Annotated in this window: 10 protein-coding genes; 9 read left to right on the forward strand and 1 reads right to left on the reverse strand. The window is 68.7% G+C overall.

Going from position 1 to position 15,556, the window contains the following annotated elements:
- Positions 1-32: 32 nt before the first annotated feature.
- From ACQEVI_RS14285 to ACQEVI_RS14305, 5 genes are all read left to right on the forward strand, one after another.
- A complete protein-coding gene (locus tag ACQEVI_RS14285; protein ID WP_432899915.1) occupies positions 33-1,559 on the forward strand; it encodes a sugar ABC transporter ATP-binding protein in 1,527 nt (508 codons plus the stop codon).
- On the forward strand, positions 1,556-2,632 hold the full coding sequence (locus tag ACQEVI_RS14290) for an ABC transporter permease (protein ID WP_432899918.1): 1,077 nt from the start codon (positions 1,556-1,558) through the stop codon (positions 2,630-2,632). Before ACQEVI_RS14285 ends, ACQEVI_RS14290 begins: the two co-directional genes overlap by 4 nt.
- The gene (gene yjfF, locus ACQEVI_RS14295; RefSeq protein WP_432899920.1) at positions 2,632-3,630 is read left to right on the forward strand and encodes a galactofuranose ABC transporter, permease protein YjfF; all 999 of its coding nucleotides are present in this window, start codon (positions 2,632-2,634) and stop codon (positions 3,628-3,630) included. Before ACQEVI_RS14290 ends, yjfF begins: the two co-directional genes overlap by 1 nt.
- A 100-nt stretch (positions 3,631-3,730) precedes the next feature.
- On the forward strand, positions 3,731-7,348 hold the full coding sequence (locus tag ACQEVI_RS14300; RefSeq protein WP_432899923.1) for an alpha-L-arabinofuranosidase C-terminal domain-containing protein: 3,618 nt from the start codon (positions 3,731-3,733) through the stop codon (positions 7,346-7,348).
- A 95-nt stretch (positions 7,349-7,443) separates the two neighbouring features.
- On the forward strand, positions 7,444-8,223 hold the full coding sequence (locus ACQEVI_RS14305; RefSeq protein WP_432899926.1) for a GTP pyrophosphokinase: 780 nt from the start codon (positions 7,444-7,446) through the stop codon (positions 8,221-8,223).
- A gap of 68 nt (positions 8,224-8,291) precedes the next feature.
- Here the strand turns inward: ACQEVI_RS14305 and ACQEVI_RS14310 are convergent, their stop codons facing one another.
- Positions 8,292-9,824, reverse strand: coding sequence for an alpha-N-arabinofuranosidase (locus ACQEVI_RS14310; RefSeq protein ID WP_432899929.1), 1,533 nt, complete (start codon positions 9,822-9,824; stop codon positions 8,292-8,294).
- 116 nt (positions 9,825-9,940) lie between these two features.
- On the opposite strand from ACQEVI_RS14310, the gene ACQEVI_RS14315 reads away from it, so the two are divergent.
- The 4 genes from ACQEVI_RS14315 (at position 9,941) to mmsB (ending at position 15,453) form a co-directional block, all read left to right on the forward strand.
- Entirely contained in the window at positions 9,941-11,062 is a 1,122-nt protein-coding gene (locus tag ACQEVI_RS14315; RefSeq protein WP_432899932.1) for a LacI family DNA-binding transcriptional regulator, read from the forward strand.
- A gap of 316 nt (positions 11,063-11,378) precedes the next feature.
- Positions 11,379-12,548, forward strand: a complete 1,170-nt coding sequence (gene chvE / locus ACQEVI_RS14320; protein ID WP_432899934.1) for a multiple monosaccharide ABC transporter substrate-binding protein — start codon at positions 11,379-11,381, stop codon at positions 12,546-12,548.
- 155 nt (positions 12,549-12,703) lie between these two features.
- On the forward strand, positions 12,704-14,275 hold the full coding sequence (gene mmsA, locus ACQEVI_RS14325) for a multiple monosaccharide ABC transporter ATP-binding protein (RefSeq protein ID WP_432899937.1): 1,572 nt from the start codon (positions 12,704-12,706) through the stop codon (positions 14,273-14,275).
- A complete protein-coding gene (mmsB, locus tag ACQEVI_RS14330; RefSeq protein WP_432899940.1) occupies positions 14,272-15,453 on the forward strand; it encodes a multiple monosaccharide ABC transporter permease in 1,182 nt (393 codons plus the stop codon). The genes mmsA and mmsB overlap by 4 nt, the downstream gene beginning before the upstream one ends.
- The last annotated feature ends 103 nt before the right edge of the window (positions 15,454-15,556 follow it).

Genomic DNA, 15,556 nt, shown 5'->3' on the forward strand with positions numbered 1-15,556 from the left:
GCCGAGGGGCCACGCACGTTAGAAGGTCGAGGATGACCCAGCAGACAGCACCAGCCGTCGTCGAGATGACCGGCATCAGTGTCGAGTTTCCCCCGGTGAAGGCCCTCGACGGGGTCGATTTTCGCCTGCGGCCCGGCGAGATCCATGCCCTCATGGGCGAGAACGGCGCCGGCAAGTCCACCCTGATCAAGGCCCTCACCGGTATCCACTCGCCGACGGCGGGGACGATAGTGGTCGACGGTGTCGAGCGCCGGTTCACCGGCCCCGCCGACGCGCGGGCGCACGGCGTGAGCACCGTGTACCAGGAGGTGAACCTCTGCGAGAACCTCACGGTCGCGGAGAACATCATGCTCGGCGCCGAGCCCCGGCTGCTGGGCGGCCTGCACTGGTCGGCGATGCGCCGTCAGGCCGCGTCGCACCTGGAGCGGATGGGCCTGAACATCGACCCGGCGTCGTCGCTCGGGTCGCACTCGCTCGCGGTACAGCAGCTCGTCGCGATCTGCCGTGCCACGGTGGGCGACTGCAAGGTGCTCATCCTCGACGAACCCACCTCCAGCCTCGACACCGACGAGGTGGCGCACCTGTTCACCGTCATGCGCACGCTGCGTGACGAAGGCGTCGCGATCCTGTTCGTGAGCCACTTCCTCGACCAGATCTACGAGGTCTCCGACCGGATGACGGTGCTGCGCAACGGAGGCCTGGTGGGGGAGTACGTCACCGCCGACCTGCCGGCCGCCGAGCTGGTCCAGCACATGATCGGACGCTCCATGGAGGTCCTCGAGGCCGCGGAGGAGGTGCTCGAGCACACCGAGCGACCCACCGACGCGACCCCGCTGCTCCAGGTGGTCGGCCTCGGCCGCAAGGGCTCGGTACAGCCCTTCGACCTCGAGCTCTACGACGGCGAGGTGGTCGGCCTCGCCGGTCTGCTCGGCTCGGGCCGCACGGAGCTGGCGCGTCTGCTCACGGGCGCCGACCGGGCCGACGTCGGCGAGACCCGCGTGGCCGGAGCGCCGGCCCGCCTGCGCACGCCGCGCGCGGCCATGGGCCACGGCATCGCCTACACGTCGGAGGACCGCAAGGGCGAGGGCGTCGTCGACGGCCTCACCGTGCGGGAGAACATCGTGCTCGCCCTGCAGGCGCGGCGCGGCTGGATCCGGCCGCTGCCCCGCAAGCAGGTCGACGACCTGGTCGCGTCGTACATCAAGCAGCTCGGGATCCGGCCGGCCAACCCCGAGGCGCTGCTGCGCAACCTGTCGGGCGGCAACCAGCAGAAGGTGCTGCTCGCGCGGTGGCTCGCCACGGCGCCCCAGCTGCTCGTCCTGGACGAGCCCACCCGCGGCATCGACGTCGGTGCCAAGGCAGAGATCCAGAAGCTCGTCGCCGACCTGGCGGCCGAGGGCATGTCCGTCGTCTTCATCTCGGCGGAGCTCGAAGAAGTGCTGCGAATATCCCACCGCATCGCCGTGATGCGGGACCGTCGCAAGGTGGCGGAGATCGATGGAGGAGGAGCCACTATGGACCAGGTGGTCGACCTCATCGCCGGAGGTGGGACGAAGTGACGAACATCCTGCGCCACCACCTCTTCTGGCCGGTCGCGGCCCTGGTCGCCCTGCTGGTGGCCAACACCATCGCCCGGCCGAGCTTCCTGGCGATCACCATCCGGGACGGGCACCTGTTCGGCGCCCCGATCGACATCCTGCGGACCACCGCACCGCTCCTGCTCGTCGCCCTCGGCATGACGCTGGTCATCGCCACGCGCGGCATCGACCTCTCGGTCGGCGCCGTGGTGGCGGTCTCGGGTGCTGTCGCGCTCTCGCACATCGCGTCGTCGCCGAACCCCGAGTCGCCCGTGACGGTGCTCACCGCCATCGGCCTGGCCCTCTCGCTGTGCCTGGTGCTCGGCGTGTGGAACGGGTTCCTGGTCTCGGTGCTCGGCATCCAGCCGATCATCGCCACGCTCATCCTGATGACCGCGGGTCGCGGCGTCGCCATGCTCATCACGGGCGGCATGATCACCACGATCAACAGCGCGCCGTTCAAGGTGCTCGGCTCGGGGTTCTGGCTCGGGCTGCCCGTCGCGGCGGTCATCGCGTTCGGCGTGTTCGCCGTGGTCGCGTTCGTGGTCCGGCGCACCGCGCTCGGCATGCTCCTGGAGGCGACCGGCATCAACCCGGCCGCGAGCCGCCTCTCCGGCGTCCGCTCCAGGACGCTGACCTGGACCGTGTACACGGCGTCGGGCCTGTTCGCCGGCCTGGCCGGCCTGCTCATCAGCGCCGACACGATGGCCGCCGACGCGAACAACGCCGGCGTGTTCATCGAGCTCGACGCCATCCTGGCGGTCGTGATCGGCGGGACCGCGCTCTCGGGCGGCAAGTTCAACCTGTCGGGCACCCTGGTGGGCGCGCTCGTCATCGCCACCCTTGAGCGGACGGTGACCGTCCTCGGCATCTCGCCGCTGGTCACCCCTCTGTTCATGGCGCTCGTCGTCATCGCGGTGACCCTGCTCCAGTCGCCCCGGATGCGGGAGCGGCTGACGGCCGCCACGCGTCGTCCGGCCGCCACGACACCGCCCGAGCCGCAGCCCGCTGCGCGCCCTGACTCGACCCCCGACCCGACGGAGGTGAAGGCCTGATGGCTACGTCGGCCCCCGCGCGCGCCTCGCGCACGCTGAAGATCCCGACCCGGCTGGACCGGCGCTACCTCCCGGTGGTGGGCACGTTCGTCGTGCTGGCGCTCATGCTGATCGTGGGCGGCACCCGGTACGAGAACTTCCTGACGCCCGCAGTGGTGTCCAACCTGTTCATCAACAACGCGCACCTCATCGTGCTCGCGGTGGGCATGACCTTCGTGATCCTGACCGGCGGGATCGACCTGTCCGTCGGGTCGGTGCTGGCCCTGTCCACGGTGGTCACCGCGGCTCTGCTCCAGGCGGGTCTGCCGCCCGCGGTGGTGATCCCGCTCGCCGTCGGTGCCGGGACCGTGATCGGCCTGGCGCACGGCGTGATGGTGCAGTACTTCCAGGTGCAGCCGTTCGTGGCGACGCTCGCGGGCATGTTCCTCGCCCGCGGCCTGTGCTTCCTCATCGCGCCGGAGTCCATCGCCATCAACAACGCGTCGTTCGGCGAGCTCGCGAGCTGGGTGCAGATCTTCGGCGGCTGGCGGATGTCGTCGGGCGTGCTCATCGCGCTCGTCGTCGTGGGCCTCGGCTTCCTCGTGCTGCACTTCACGCGGTTCGGCCGCACGGTGTACGCGATCGGCGGCGGCGAGCAGTCCGCGCTGCTCATGGGCCTGCCCGTGGCCCGCACCAAGGTGCTCGCCTACGTGGTGAGCGGCACGTGCGCGGGGCTCGGCGGCCTGCTGTTCGCGATGTACTCCCGGTCGGGCTACTCCCTGACCGGTGTCGCGATGGAGCTCGACGCCATCGCAGCGGTGGTCATCGGCGGAACGCTGCTGACGGGCGGCACCGGCTTCGTGCTCGGCTCCGTGCTGGGTGTGCTGGTGCTCGGTCTGATCCAGACCATCATCACGTTCGAGGGCACCCTCAGCTCCTGGTGGACCAAGATCGTGATCGGCGTGCTGCTGCTGGTCTTCGTGGCCCTCCAGCGCATCCTGACGCTCCGCCGCACGTAACAGAACCCCCGGCCCTGACTCGGCGTACCCGGTACGCCGAGTCAGGGCCGCAGTACCGCCGACCCACTCCACAGTGACGTGACGAAGGGATCGACACGATATGCATCTACAACGATATAGAAGAGGTGCGCTCGCGATCGGCGCCGCGCTCGCGGTGAGCCTGGCGGGAGCGGTGGCGCCTTCCGCCGCCGCACCGGACGCTGCACCGGACGCCGCTCCGGCGTCGTCCACGGCGGCCGAGGGCGACTACGCCGCCTACTTCTTCCCCTACTTCACCGGCGAGTCCACCGCCGACGGCGAGACCATCTCGTTCGCCGTCTCGGACGGGCCGGACCCGCTGGAGTGGACCACGCTCAACGGCGGCGAGCCGGTGCTCAGCTCGACGCTCGGCACCAAGGGCCTGCGCGACCCGTTCCTGATCCGCGGCGGCGACGGCACGTACTACCTGCTCGCGACCGACCTGCAGATCTACGGCGGCGGCAACTTCGGCGACGCCCAGGAGACGGGCAGCCGCTCGCTCATGGTCTGGGAGTCGACCGACCTGGTGAGCTGGGGCGAGCAGCGCGAGATCGAGCTCGCGCCCGAGAACGCGGGCAACCTGTGGGCGCCGGAGGCGTACTGGGACGAGGCGGCCGGCGAGTTCGTCGTCTACTGGGCCTCCGCCCTGTACCCGGCAGACGTCCCGCCCGCGGAGCGCGACATCCGGACCTCGTACCAGCGCATGCTCTACGCGACCACCACGGACTTCGAGACGTTCTCGGAGCCTCGGCCGTGGATCGACGAGCCGCAGGGCGACGGCCTCGGCATGATCGACTCGACGGTCCAGGAGGAGGACGGCGTCTACTACCGCCTCACCAAGGACGAGTCGTACATGGGGATGCGCCAGGAGTCGTCGACGGACCTGCGCCGTACGCAGGGCGTGTCCGACGGGGACGGCTGGGACCTCATCGAGGAGCGTGTCGGGTTCGGGCAGCCGAACCCGTGGGGCGGCACGTTCACCGGGGGTGAGGGGCCCACGCTGTTCCCGTCGCTCACCGACGACCGCTGGTTCCTCCTGCAGGACCAGCCGAGCTACCACGGCGGCCAGGGCTACATGCTGTTCGAGTCCGATGACCTGAGCAGCGGCGAGTGGACCGCCAACCTCGACGCGATCCTGCCGGCCAGCCCCCGGCACGGGACGGTCCTGCCGATCACGGCCGAGGAACGGGAGCGCCTCGTGGCCGCGTACCCGCCGGCCGAGACCCCGGTGCAGGAGCACACGCTCGACGTCGACGCCGCGGCAGCCGGCACGGAGATGAGCGACGACCTGTACGGCGTCTTCTACGAGGACATCAACTACGCGGCCGACGGCGGCCTGTACGCCGAGCTGGTCCGTAACCGGTCGTTCGAGTTCGCGGCGACGGACAACGCGAGCTTCACCGGCATGACCGGATGGGACGTGGTGCAGCGGCGCGGGTCCACCGGTACCGCGCAGGTGCAGTCCGAGCGGGCCGAGTGGCTCAACGACGCCAACCGCGCCTACCTGACCGTCGAGGCAGACGGTCCCGGCGTCGGCGTGCGCAACGCCAGCTACAACGAGGGGTTCGCGATCGAGAAGCGCAAGAAGTACGACTTCTCGGTGTTCGCGCGTGCGGAGCGCAAGCAGCGCCTCACGGTGAGCCTCGAGTCGCCGGACGGCGCCAAGACCTACGGCTCCACCACGATCAACGTCAACGGCAAGAACCGCTGGAAGAAGCACACGGCCAAGCTCACCGCGACCGGCACCGCCAACGACGCCCGGCTCGTCGTGACGGGCGGAGCGGCCGGCACGCTGCGCCTGGACATGGTCTCCCTGTTCCCGCGCGACACGTGGGACGGCCCGGTCAACGGGCGCTCGCCGCTCCGTGCGGACCTCGCGCAGAAGGTCGCCGACCTGGAGCCGTCCTTCCTGCGGTTCCCCGGTGGCTGCGTCACCAACGTCGGCACGTTCGACACCTACCTGGAGTCGGACGGCGCGGACCGCCGTCGGACGTACCAGTGGAAGGAGACCATCGGACCGGTCGAGGAGCGCCCGACCAACTGGAACTTCTGGGGCTACAACCAGACCTACGGCCTCGGCTACCTCGAGTACTTCGAGTTCGCCGAGGACCTGGGGGCGTCGCCGCTGCCCGTGTTGTCGGTCGGCGCCAACGGGTGCGGCAGCAACATCCCCGAGATGACCGACGACGTCCGTATCGACCGCTGGGTGCAGGACACCGTCGACCTGATCGAGTTCGCCAACGGATCGGTGGACACCGAGTGGGGCGCCAAGCGCGCCGCGCTGGGCCACCCCGACCCGTTCGGACTGAAGTACATCGGCCTGGGCAACGAGGAGAACACCCGCACGTTCGAGGCCAACTTCCCGCGGTTCCGGGACGCCGTCGAGGCGGCGCACCCCGAGGTCACCGTGATCTCGAACTCGGGTCCGGACGACGCCGGCGCCCGGTTCGACGAGCTCTGGGACTTCAACCGCGAGCAGGACGTCGCGATGGTCGACGAGCACTACTACAACGACCCGTCGTGGTTCCTGTCGAACACGGAGCGGTACGACTCGTACGACCGCGAGGGCCCGCACGTGTTCCTCGGCGAGTACGCCTCGCGCGGCAACGCCTGGTCCAACTCGCTGTCGGAGGCCGCGTACATGACGGGGATCGAACGCAACGCCGACCTGGTGGAGCTGGCCTCCTACGCGCCGATGTTCGCCAACGAGGACTACGTCCAGTGGTCCCCGGACCTGATGTGGTTCGACAACGACGAGTCGTGGGGTTCGACGTCGTACTACACGCAGCAGATGTTCATGACGAACACCGGCGACCAGGTGGTCCCCTCCACGCACGACGGCCCGGAGGAGACCCCCGCGGACATCTCGGGCGGCGTCTTCCTGTCGACCTGGGAGACGCAGGCGGCCTACGACGACGTGCAGGTCACCAGCAACGAGTCCGGCGAGGTGCTCTTCTCGGACACGTTCGACGACGCGTCGCAGTGGGACCCGCAGGCCGGGTCCTGGGCCGTCTCCGACGGCGAGTACGTGCAGTCGGGGAACGTCGCCGACGCTCGCTCGCTCATCACCGACGCCTACGCGAAGGGCTGGGACAACTACACCCTGGAGCTCGACGCCCGGAAGCTGAGCGGCAACGAGGGCTTCCTGGTCGGGTTCGCCGCTGGTGCGGCGGACGACTTCTACTGGTGGAACCTGGGCGGCTGGGGCAACTCACGACAGGCGCTCGAGCGGGCCGATGGCGGCAGGCAGGGCGAGGTCGCGGCGCGCGAGGGGCACTCGCTGGAGACGGGACGGGACTACCACGTCAAGGTGGTGGTGTCGGGCCGGACGATCAAGATGTACCTCGACGGTGAGCTGCAGATGACGTACACCGAACCGACCACCGAGTCGCTGTACCAGGTGGTCACGCGGGACGCGGAGACCGGCGAGCTGGTGCTCAAGGTCGTCAACCCGTACGAGTCGGTGGCGCGTACGGCGGTGAACGTCGACGGGTACGCGGTGGACGGTGACGCCGAGGTCATCGAGATGAGCGGGGCGCCGTCGGCCATGAACACCAAGACGCAACCGGAGCGAATCGTGCCGGTGGAGGGCAGCGCGACGCTCGACGTGTCCCGGCCGGGCGACGACACGGAGTTCAGCTACGACTTCGCACCGCACTCGATCACGTTCCTCCGGCTCGCGGAAGCCACCGGCAGCTGACTCGGAGTGCTCCCTGGCGGAGGTCCGCCCGCCGTCGACGGGCGGACCTCCGCTTGAGCCCCACAGCAGCACCCTCAACCCGTACGGTGGTCTCCGTGAGCACGCTGCCCGAGGACCTCCGGGAACACCCGACACCTGATCCAGCCGAGCTCCGGAAGCTGGTCGCAGAGCTGCGCCGCCTGGTGCTGACCTACAAGTTCGGGATCGACGAGGTGATGACCAAGGTCTCGATCCTGCGCGACGAGTTCCGGCACATGCAGAACTACAACCCCGTCGAGCACGTGGGTTCGCGGCTCAAGTCGTTCGAGTCGATAGTCGCCAAGTGCCGCCGCAAGGGCATCCCGCTGACGCCGGACGGCGTCCGGGCGAAGATGTTCGACATCGCCGGCGTCCGGATCACCTGCAGCTTCGTCAACGACATCTACCTGGTGCGCGACATGCTGCTCAAGCAGGCGGACCTGACGCTGCTGGAGGAGCGCGACTACATCAAGCACCCGAAGGCGACCGGGTACAAGTCGCTGCACCTCATCGTGCAGATCCCGGTCTACCTGTCCGACCGGGTCGAGGACGTCATCGTCGAGATCCAGCTGCGCACGATCGCGATGGACTTCTGGGCCAGCCTGGAGCACAAGATCTACTACAAGTACGACGGCGACGTGCCCCGCCACCTCACGGACTCGCTCAAGCTCGCGGCGGACGTCGCCTGGTCGCTCGACACCTCGATGGAGCGCATCCACGACGAGGTCAAGGCCATCTCGGGCGACGAGGAACCGGTGGCGAGCCGGCACAACCTCCACACCCCGGAGGAGATGCTGCGCGACTTCTGGCGGGCCGCGGAGGCGGACGGCGGCTTCGGCTTCGGGACCGACAAGTGACCTGCCGCATCTGACCCGCCCGCCGAAGTAGAGCGCCTGTCCGGACGCGCGCTCTACTCCGGCGGATCTCAGACCGAGGTGAGGGTGCCCGACAGGGCGGTCCAGGACTCCGGGGGCAGCGTCACCTTCGTCGTCGCGCCGTCGCCCGTGGCGATGCGACCGGCGACGTCGAACGCGCCCCAGTGCTCCGTGGCGACCTTCTCCGCGTGCTCCGGCCCGGCGACGGCGGGCCCGTGGTCGGCCGTCATGGTCCAGCCCTCGGTGACCTCGAGTGCCGCACCCAGGTGGGCGAGCTCCACCTCGACCGGCTCGGCGGAGCGGTTGGTCAGGAACAGCGCGACGGCGCCGTCGGCCAGGGTGGCCGCCGCCGTGACGGCAGGCACCTCGCCGTGGGCCTTGGTGGTGATGGTGGACGTGGAGACACGCAGGTCGAGCGCCTCGCCCTGCGCCAGGCGCGCCGTCGTCGCGAAGGGGTGGAAGGTCGGCTGCCGCCAGGCCTCGCCGCCCGGCTCGGTCATGATCGGCGCGATCACGTTGACGAGCTGCGCGAGGCACGCGACCGGCACCCGGTCGGCGTGGTTCAGCAGCGTGACCAGGAGGTCACCCACGACGACGGCGTCGAGCCCGGAGTAGACGTCCTCGATGATGCGGGGCGCGTCCTTCTGGATCGGCAGGTTCGCCTCGCCTGGGAAGCGGGTCTCCAGGTACCAGACGTTCCACTCGTCGAACGAGATGGTGATGCGCTTGTCGGAGCGGCGCTGGGCGCCGACGGCGTCCGCCGAGGCCACCACCCGCTCGATGAAGCGGTCCATCGCGGTACCCGACCCGAGGAACGACGCGCGGTCGCCGTCGACCTCCTCGTAGTAGGCGTGCATCGAGATGTGGTCCACGAGGTCGTACGTGTACTCCAGGACCGTGCGCTCCCACTCGCCGAACGTGGGCATCCCCATGGACGACGAACCGCAGGCGACGAGCTCGATGGACGGGTCCACGAGCTTCATCGCGGCGCCGGCGTTGCGGGCGAGCTTCCCGTACTCGTGCGCGTCCTTGTGCCCGATCTGCCACGGGCCGTCCATCTCGTTGCCCAGGCACCAGAGCTTGACGCCGTAGGGCTTCTCGCGGCCGTTCGCGATGCGCAGGTCGGCCCAGCGGGTGCCCGCCTCGCCGTTGCAGTACTCGAGGAGGGCCACTGCCTCCTCGACGCCACGGGTGCCGAGGTTGACGGCCATCATGGGCTCGATGCCCTCGCGCTCGGCCCACTGCAGGAACTCGTCGGTACCCACGGTGTTGGGCTCGACGGTGCGCCACGCGAGATCGAGGAACGGCTTGCGCTGCTCGACGGGCCCGACGGCGTCCTCCCACCGGTAGTTCGAGACGAAGTTGCCGCCCGGGTACCGGACGGTGGTGACGCCGAGCTCGCGCGTCAGGTCGGCGACGTCGCGGCGGAAACCGTGGCTGTCGGACGTCGGGTGGCCCGGCTCGTGGATGCCCGTGTAGACCGCACGCCCGAGATGCTCCACGAAGGAGCCGAACAGGCGGCGGTCGACGGTGCCGACCGTGAAGTCGGGGTGCAGTAGCACGCGGGTGCGGGAGGTCGTCATTGTTCCTCGCTGGATCGATCGGTCGTTCTACAACGTTGCACACTATCCGATCGGCGACGCGTGAGCGACGGCCGTCCTCTACCCTGTGGGGAAACTCGGAAGCGGAGGCTGGCAGCGTGGCTGTGACGATGCACGACGTGGCGCAGCGCGCAGGCGTGTCGATCAAGACGGTGTCGAACGTGGTGAACGGCTACCCGTACATCCGCGCCGCGACCCGGGAGCGGGTCCAGGCCGCCATCGAGGACCTGGGCTACCGCGTCAACATGTCCGCCCGGAACCTCCGCACGCGCCGCACGGGGCTGATCACGCTGGCGGTTCCCGAGCTCTCGCTCCCGTACTTCGCGGAGCTTGCCGACTCCGTCATCTCCGCCGCTGACTCCGCCGGGTGGACCGTGCTGATCGAGCAGACGAGCGCCAGCCGCGAGCGGGAGACCGACGTGCTCTCGGGCCGGCGCAGGCACCTCACGGACGGCCTGATCTTCTCGCCCCTGGCGCTCGGCCCCGACGACATCGGCCTGTTCACCGTCGACTTCCCGATAGTGATCCTGGGCGAGCGCGTCTTCGGCGCGCCCGCCGACCACGTGACGATGAACAACGTGGCGGCCGCCAAGGCGGCGACCCTGCACCTGGCGTCGCTCGGCCGCCGTCGGATCGCGCTGATCGGGGGGCACGAGGGGGAGCAGGTCGGGTCCGCGGCGCTGCGCACCACCGGCTACCTGGAAGGGCTGGCGGAGGCCGGCCTGCCGCACGACCCGGCGCTGATCGGGGAGGCGGGCCTCTGGCACCGTTCCACCGGCGCGGAGGCGATGCGCCGCATGCTCGACGCGGGCGTAGAGATCGACGCGGTCTTCGCGCTCAACGACGCGCTCGCGCTCGGCGCCCTGCACGCCCTGCACGCCCACGGGATCGACGTCCCGGGTCAGGTGGCGCTCATCGGGTTCGACGACGTCGACGACGCGAAGTACGCGGTTCCCGCGCTGTCCTCGGTGGACCCGGGCCGGGACCAGATCGCGCGCACCGCCGTCGAGCTGCTGCTGGAGCGCATCGGCGCGACCGGCGATCCGGCGCCGTTCCGGAGGGTGGTGCCGGACTCGCGGATCATCGGACGGGAGTCGACGGGCGACGTCGTGCCGGGCCAGGACAGCCGCGTGGTGGGCGTCCAGCCGGGTGGCACGGAGCTCGTGCGGGTGGTCGGCGAGGGGTCGGGCAGCCGGCAGCTGGAACAGCCGATCTCCTGACAGCGGGTGAGATCCGGCTCCGCTTCCGGGTGATCTCCCGGGTGATCTTGGGAGCGTTCGGTGAGGCGGACTACCCAGGACGTCGGTTCCCGGATTCAAGAGTTGACTGTATCGATGCCGTAACCATCCAGTAAGTTCCCCTTACCAGCCCCCTACCACGGCTACGGTGGGCACGGTCACCGGTCGGTTCTGGCTAAGTTCAGCCGACCCGGTTTTGACCAACAGACGTGTGAGCGTTCACAATCTGTTGCGTTCACAATGTGAAGTCGGCCGGGTTGCAGAGACGTTGCCCGGGCAAACTCGAAGAGGAGATGTCATGGCAAGGAAGCTGTGGGCCAAGCGCGGTCTGGCTGCGCTGGCGACGGGCACGATGGCTGTTTCGCTCGCTGCATGTGGCGGCGGCGGTGCCGGCGCTGGTGGCGGTGGCGGTGCCGGTGACGGCGAAGAGGGTGGCCTCGTCGGCGTGGCGATGCCCACCCAGACGTACGAGCGCTGGATCGCGGACGGCGGTGCTGTCGAGGAGGGTCTCAAGGCGGCCGGGTACGACGTCGACCTGCAGTTCGCGGGTGACGACATCCCGACCCAGCAGGCGCAGATCGACGCGATGATCAACAAGGGCGCCGAGGCGCTCATCATCGCCTCCATCGACGGCACCACGCTGGGTACGCAGCTTGACGCCGCCGCTGCCGCGAACATCCCGGTGATCTCGTACGACCGCCTCATCCGCGACTCGGAGAACGTGGACTTCTACGTCACCTTCGACAACTACGAGGTCGGCGTGCAGCAGGGCACCTCGCTGCTGACCGGGCTCGGCATCCTGGGCGAGGACGGCGAGCCCGCCGCGGACGCCCCCGAGGGCCCGTTCAACGTCGAGCTCTTCGCCGGTTCGCCCGACGACAACAACGCCGGGTTCTTCTTCGACGGCGCGATGTCGGTGCTCCAGCCGTACATCGACGACAAGACGCTCGTCGTGCCCTCGGAGCAGACCGAGTTCGGCACCGTCGCGATCCAGCGCTGGGAGCAGGAGGGTGCGCAGGAGCGTATGGAGAACCTGCTGACGTCGACCTACACCAAGGGCGACCAGACCATCGACGGCGTGCTGGCCCCGGCCGACGTGCTGTCGCGCGGCATCATCACCGCCCTGAAGAACTCGGGCTACGGCAAGGGTGACCTGGAGATGCCGATCATCACCGGCCAGGACGCCGAGGCGGCCTCCGCCAAGCTGATCGTGGACGGCGAGCAGTACTCGACCATCTTCAAGGACACCCGGCTCCTCGCCGAGCAGGCCGTCACCGCGGCTACGGCGTTCCTCGAGGGCAACGAGCCGGAGGCGAACGACACCGAGACGTACGACAACGGCGTGAAGGTCGTGCCGTCGTTCCTGCTCCCCACGGTGATCGTCACCGAGGACAACCTCGAGGCCGAGCTGGTCGAGTCCGGCTACCTCACCGAGGAAGAGGTCGCGTCCGGCCAGGTCGACGAGTAGGACTGACCTCCTGGCAGTAACGGTTCGACGCCGCTGACTTCTTGCGGTCGTCCGGTGGTCGAGCTTGTCGGGACCCAGGTCCCGACAAGCTCGACCACCGGCGTCGGGCACTCCGCAACATCACTATTGGCGACAAGTACGCGACAAGGACTGGCATGGCCGATTCGGCGCCGACCGACATCCTCGAGATGCGCGGCATCACCAAGACATTTCCTGGGGTCAAAGCGCTCCAGGACGTCAACCTCACTGTCCGCCGGGGCGAGATCCACGCCATCTGCGGCGAGAACGGGGCGGGCAAGTCCACCCTGATGAAGGTGCTGTCGGGGGTGTATCCGTTCGGCACCTACGACGGTGACATCGTGCTCGACGGCAAGAACGCCCAGTTCGGCAACATCAACGACTCCGAGGCCCGCGGCGTCGTGATCATCCACCAGGAGCTCGCGCTCGTCCCGTACCTGTCGATCGCCGAGAACATCTTCCTCGGCAACGAGCGTCGTCGCACCGGTGGTGCCATCGACTGGAACAGGGCCAACTCCGAGGCAGCAGTGCTGCTGGAGCGGGTGGGCCTGAGCGAGTCGCCCACGGTTCCGATCTCCGCGCTCGGTGTCGGCAAGCAGCAGCTCGTGGAGATCGCCAAGGCCATCTCCAAGGACGTGCGCCTGCTCATCCTCGACGAGCCGACGGCGGCGCTGAACGACAACGACTCCGAGCACCTGCTCGAGCTGCTCCGGCAGTTCAAGAGCGAGGGCATCACGTCGATCATGATCTCTCACAAGCTCGCCGAGATCGCCGAGATCGCCGACCGCACCACGATCATCCGCGACGGCCAGTCGATCGAGACCTTCGACATGGCCGAGGCGGGTGGCTCGTCCGAGGCGATCCAGAACCGCATCATCCGCGGCATGGTGGGGCGCGATCTCGACAACCGGTATCCCAGCCGCGAGTCGCATCCGGGCGAGGAGGTGCTGCGCGTCGAGGACTGGACGGTGTACCACCCGACCCAGCCCGGGCGCGTCATCGTCAAGGGCGCGAACCTGAACGTTCGGGCCGGCGAGGTCGTCGGCATCGCCGGCCTCATGGGCGCCGGGCGTACGGAGCTCGCGATGTCGCTGTTCGGCCGCTCCTACGGCCGGGACATCTCCGGCACTGCGTACGTGCACGGCAAGAAGATCGACGCCCGCACCGTGCCGGACGCGATCAAGGCCGGTATCGCCTACGTGTCGGAGGACCGCAAGCAGTACGGGCTCAACCTCATCGAGGACATCCGGCGCAACATCTCGGCGGCGGGCCTCGGCAAGCTGTCGAAGAACGGCTTCGTGGACGAGAACGAGGAGCTCAAGGTCGCGGAGGAGTACCGCGATTCCATGAGCATCCGCACCCCCAACGTGCTGGTGGAGGTGGGCAAGCTCTCGGGTGGCAACCAGCAGAAGGTCGTGCTGTCCAAGTGGCTGTACACCGCCCCTGAGGTACTGATCCTCGACGAGCCCACACGCGGCATCGACGTCGGCGCCAAGTACGAGATCTACACCATCATCAACAAGCTGGTCGCGGACGGGAAGGCCGTGCTGGTCATCTCCTCGGAGCTCCCCGAGCTCCTCGGGATCTGCGACCGCATCTACACCCTGGCCTTCGGCCGCATCACCGGCGAGGTCGACGTGGCCTCAGCCACCCAGGAAGGACTCATGGCTCTCATGACCCAGGAGAACACACAGGAGACGAAGGCATGACCGGCATCACGAACCTCCGGGACCTGTTCACCCGGAACATCCGCACCAGTGGTATCTACATCGCGTTCGTGCTGATCATCGTGCTGTTCTCGGTGCTGACCGACGGCCTGCTGCTCAGCTCGCGGAACCTGACCAGCCTCGTGCTGCAGTTCTCGTACATCCTCATCCTCGCCATCGGCATGGTGATCATCATCATCGGCGGGCACATCGACCTGTCGGTGGGCTCGGTGGTCGCACTCACCGGAGCCGTGGCCGCCATGATCGTCATCCGTGGCGGTCAGCCCTGGTGGGTGGGCGTGCTCGCTGCTCTCGGTACGGGACTGCTGGTCGGGGCGTGGCAAGGGTTCTGGGTGGCCTATGTGGGCATCCCAGCGTTCATCGTGACGTTGGCAGGCATGCTCCTGTTCCGTGGTCTCACGCTCGAGGTGCTCAACAACGTCTCGCTCTCGCCGTTCCCGGCGGAGTACAACGCGATCGCCAACGGATTCCTCAACGGTCTGCTCGGGGGCTACGGGTACGACACCTTCACGCTCGTCATCTTCGCCATCGGTGTGCTCGGCTTCGCGTACAACTCGTGGCGGCAGCGCCGCGCGCGCATCGCGTACAAGCAGACGGTCGAGGCGGCCGTGTTCTTCGTGCTGAAGCTCGTGGTCGTCGCGGCGGTCGTCATGTGGTTCGCGTACAACCTCGCCACGTACCGGGGCCTGCCCGCGGTGCTGATCATCCTGGCCGTGCTGGTCATGGTCTACACGGCGGTGACCAAGCACAGCGTGTTCGGCCGCCACGTCTACGCCATCGGTGGCAACCTTGCCGCGGCGCAGCTCTCCGGCGTCCGGGTGAAGCGCGTGAACTTCTGGATGTTCGTGAACATGGGCTTCCTCGCCTCGATCGCGGGCATCGTGTTCTCAGCCCGGTCGAACGCCGCACAGCCGGCGGCGGGCAACATGTTCGAGCTCGACGCGATCGCGGCGTGCTTCATCGGTGGTGCCGCCGTGACCGGCGGTATCGGCACCGTGACGGGCGCGATGGTCGGCGGTCTGATCATGGCCGTCATGTCGAACGGCATGCAGCTCATGGGCGTGGACCAGTCGGTGCAGCAGGTCGTCAAGGGCGTCGTCCTGCTCCTGGCTGTCGCCTTCGACGTCTGGAACAAGCGGCGGGCCGCAGCCGCGCGCTGACGGCTGACTGCCGGCCAGAGAACCGCGAGGGTCTCGACAGGCTCGACCACCGGTGGTCGAGCCTGTCGAGACCCTCGCGTCGTCGTGCCTGGGCGAGAATGGC

This window comes from Promicromonospora sp. CA-289599 (genome assembly GCF_050936155.1).
Taxonomy (GTDB): domain Bacteria; phylum Actinomycetota; class Actinomycetes; order Actinomycetales; family Cellulomonadaceae; genus Promicromonospora.

What these genes read in the sequence shown, in the direction of transcription:
- ACQEVI_RS14285 (WP_432899915.1), top strand. Translation starts at nt 33, where the DNA reads ATGACCCAGCAGACAGCACCAGCCGTCGTCGAGATGACCGGCATCAGT.
- mmsA (WP_432899937.1), top strand. Translation starts at nt 12,704, where the DNA reads ATGGCCGATTCGGCGCCGACCGACATCCTCGAGATGCGCGGCATCACC.
- yjfF (WP_432899920.1), top strand. Translation starts at nt 2,632, where the DNA reads ATGGCTACGTCGGCCCCCGCGCGCGCCTCGCGCACGCTGAAGATCCCG.
- ACQEVI_RS14310 (WP_432899929.1), bottom strand. Translation starts at nt 9,824, where the DNA reads ATGACGACCTCCCGCACCCGCGTGCTACTGCACCCCGACTTCACGGTC.
- ACQEVI_RS14300 (WP_432899923.1), top strand. Translation starts at nt 3,731, where the DNA reads ATGCATCTACAACGATATAGAAGAGGTGCGCTCGCGATCGGCGCCGCG.
- chvE (WP_432899934.1), top strand. Translation starts at nt 11,379, where the DNA reads ATGGCAAGGAAGCTGTGGGCCAAGCGCGGTCTGGCTGCGCTGGCGACG.
- mmsB (WP_432899940.1), top strand. Translation starts at nt 14,272, where the DNA reads ATGACCGGCATCACGAACCTCCGGGACCTGTTCACCCGGAACATCCGC.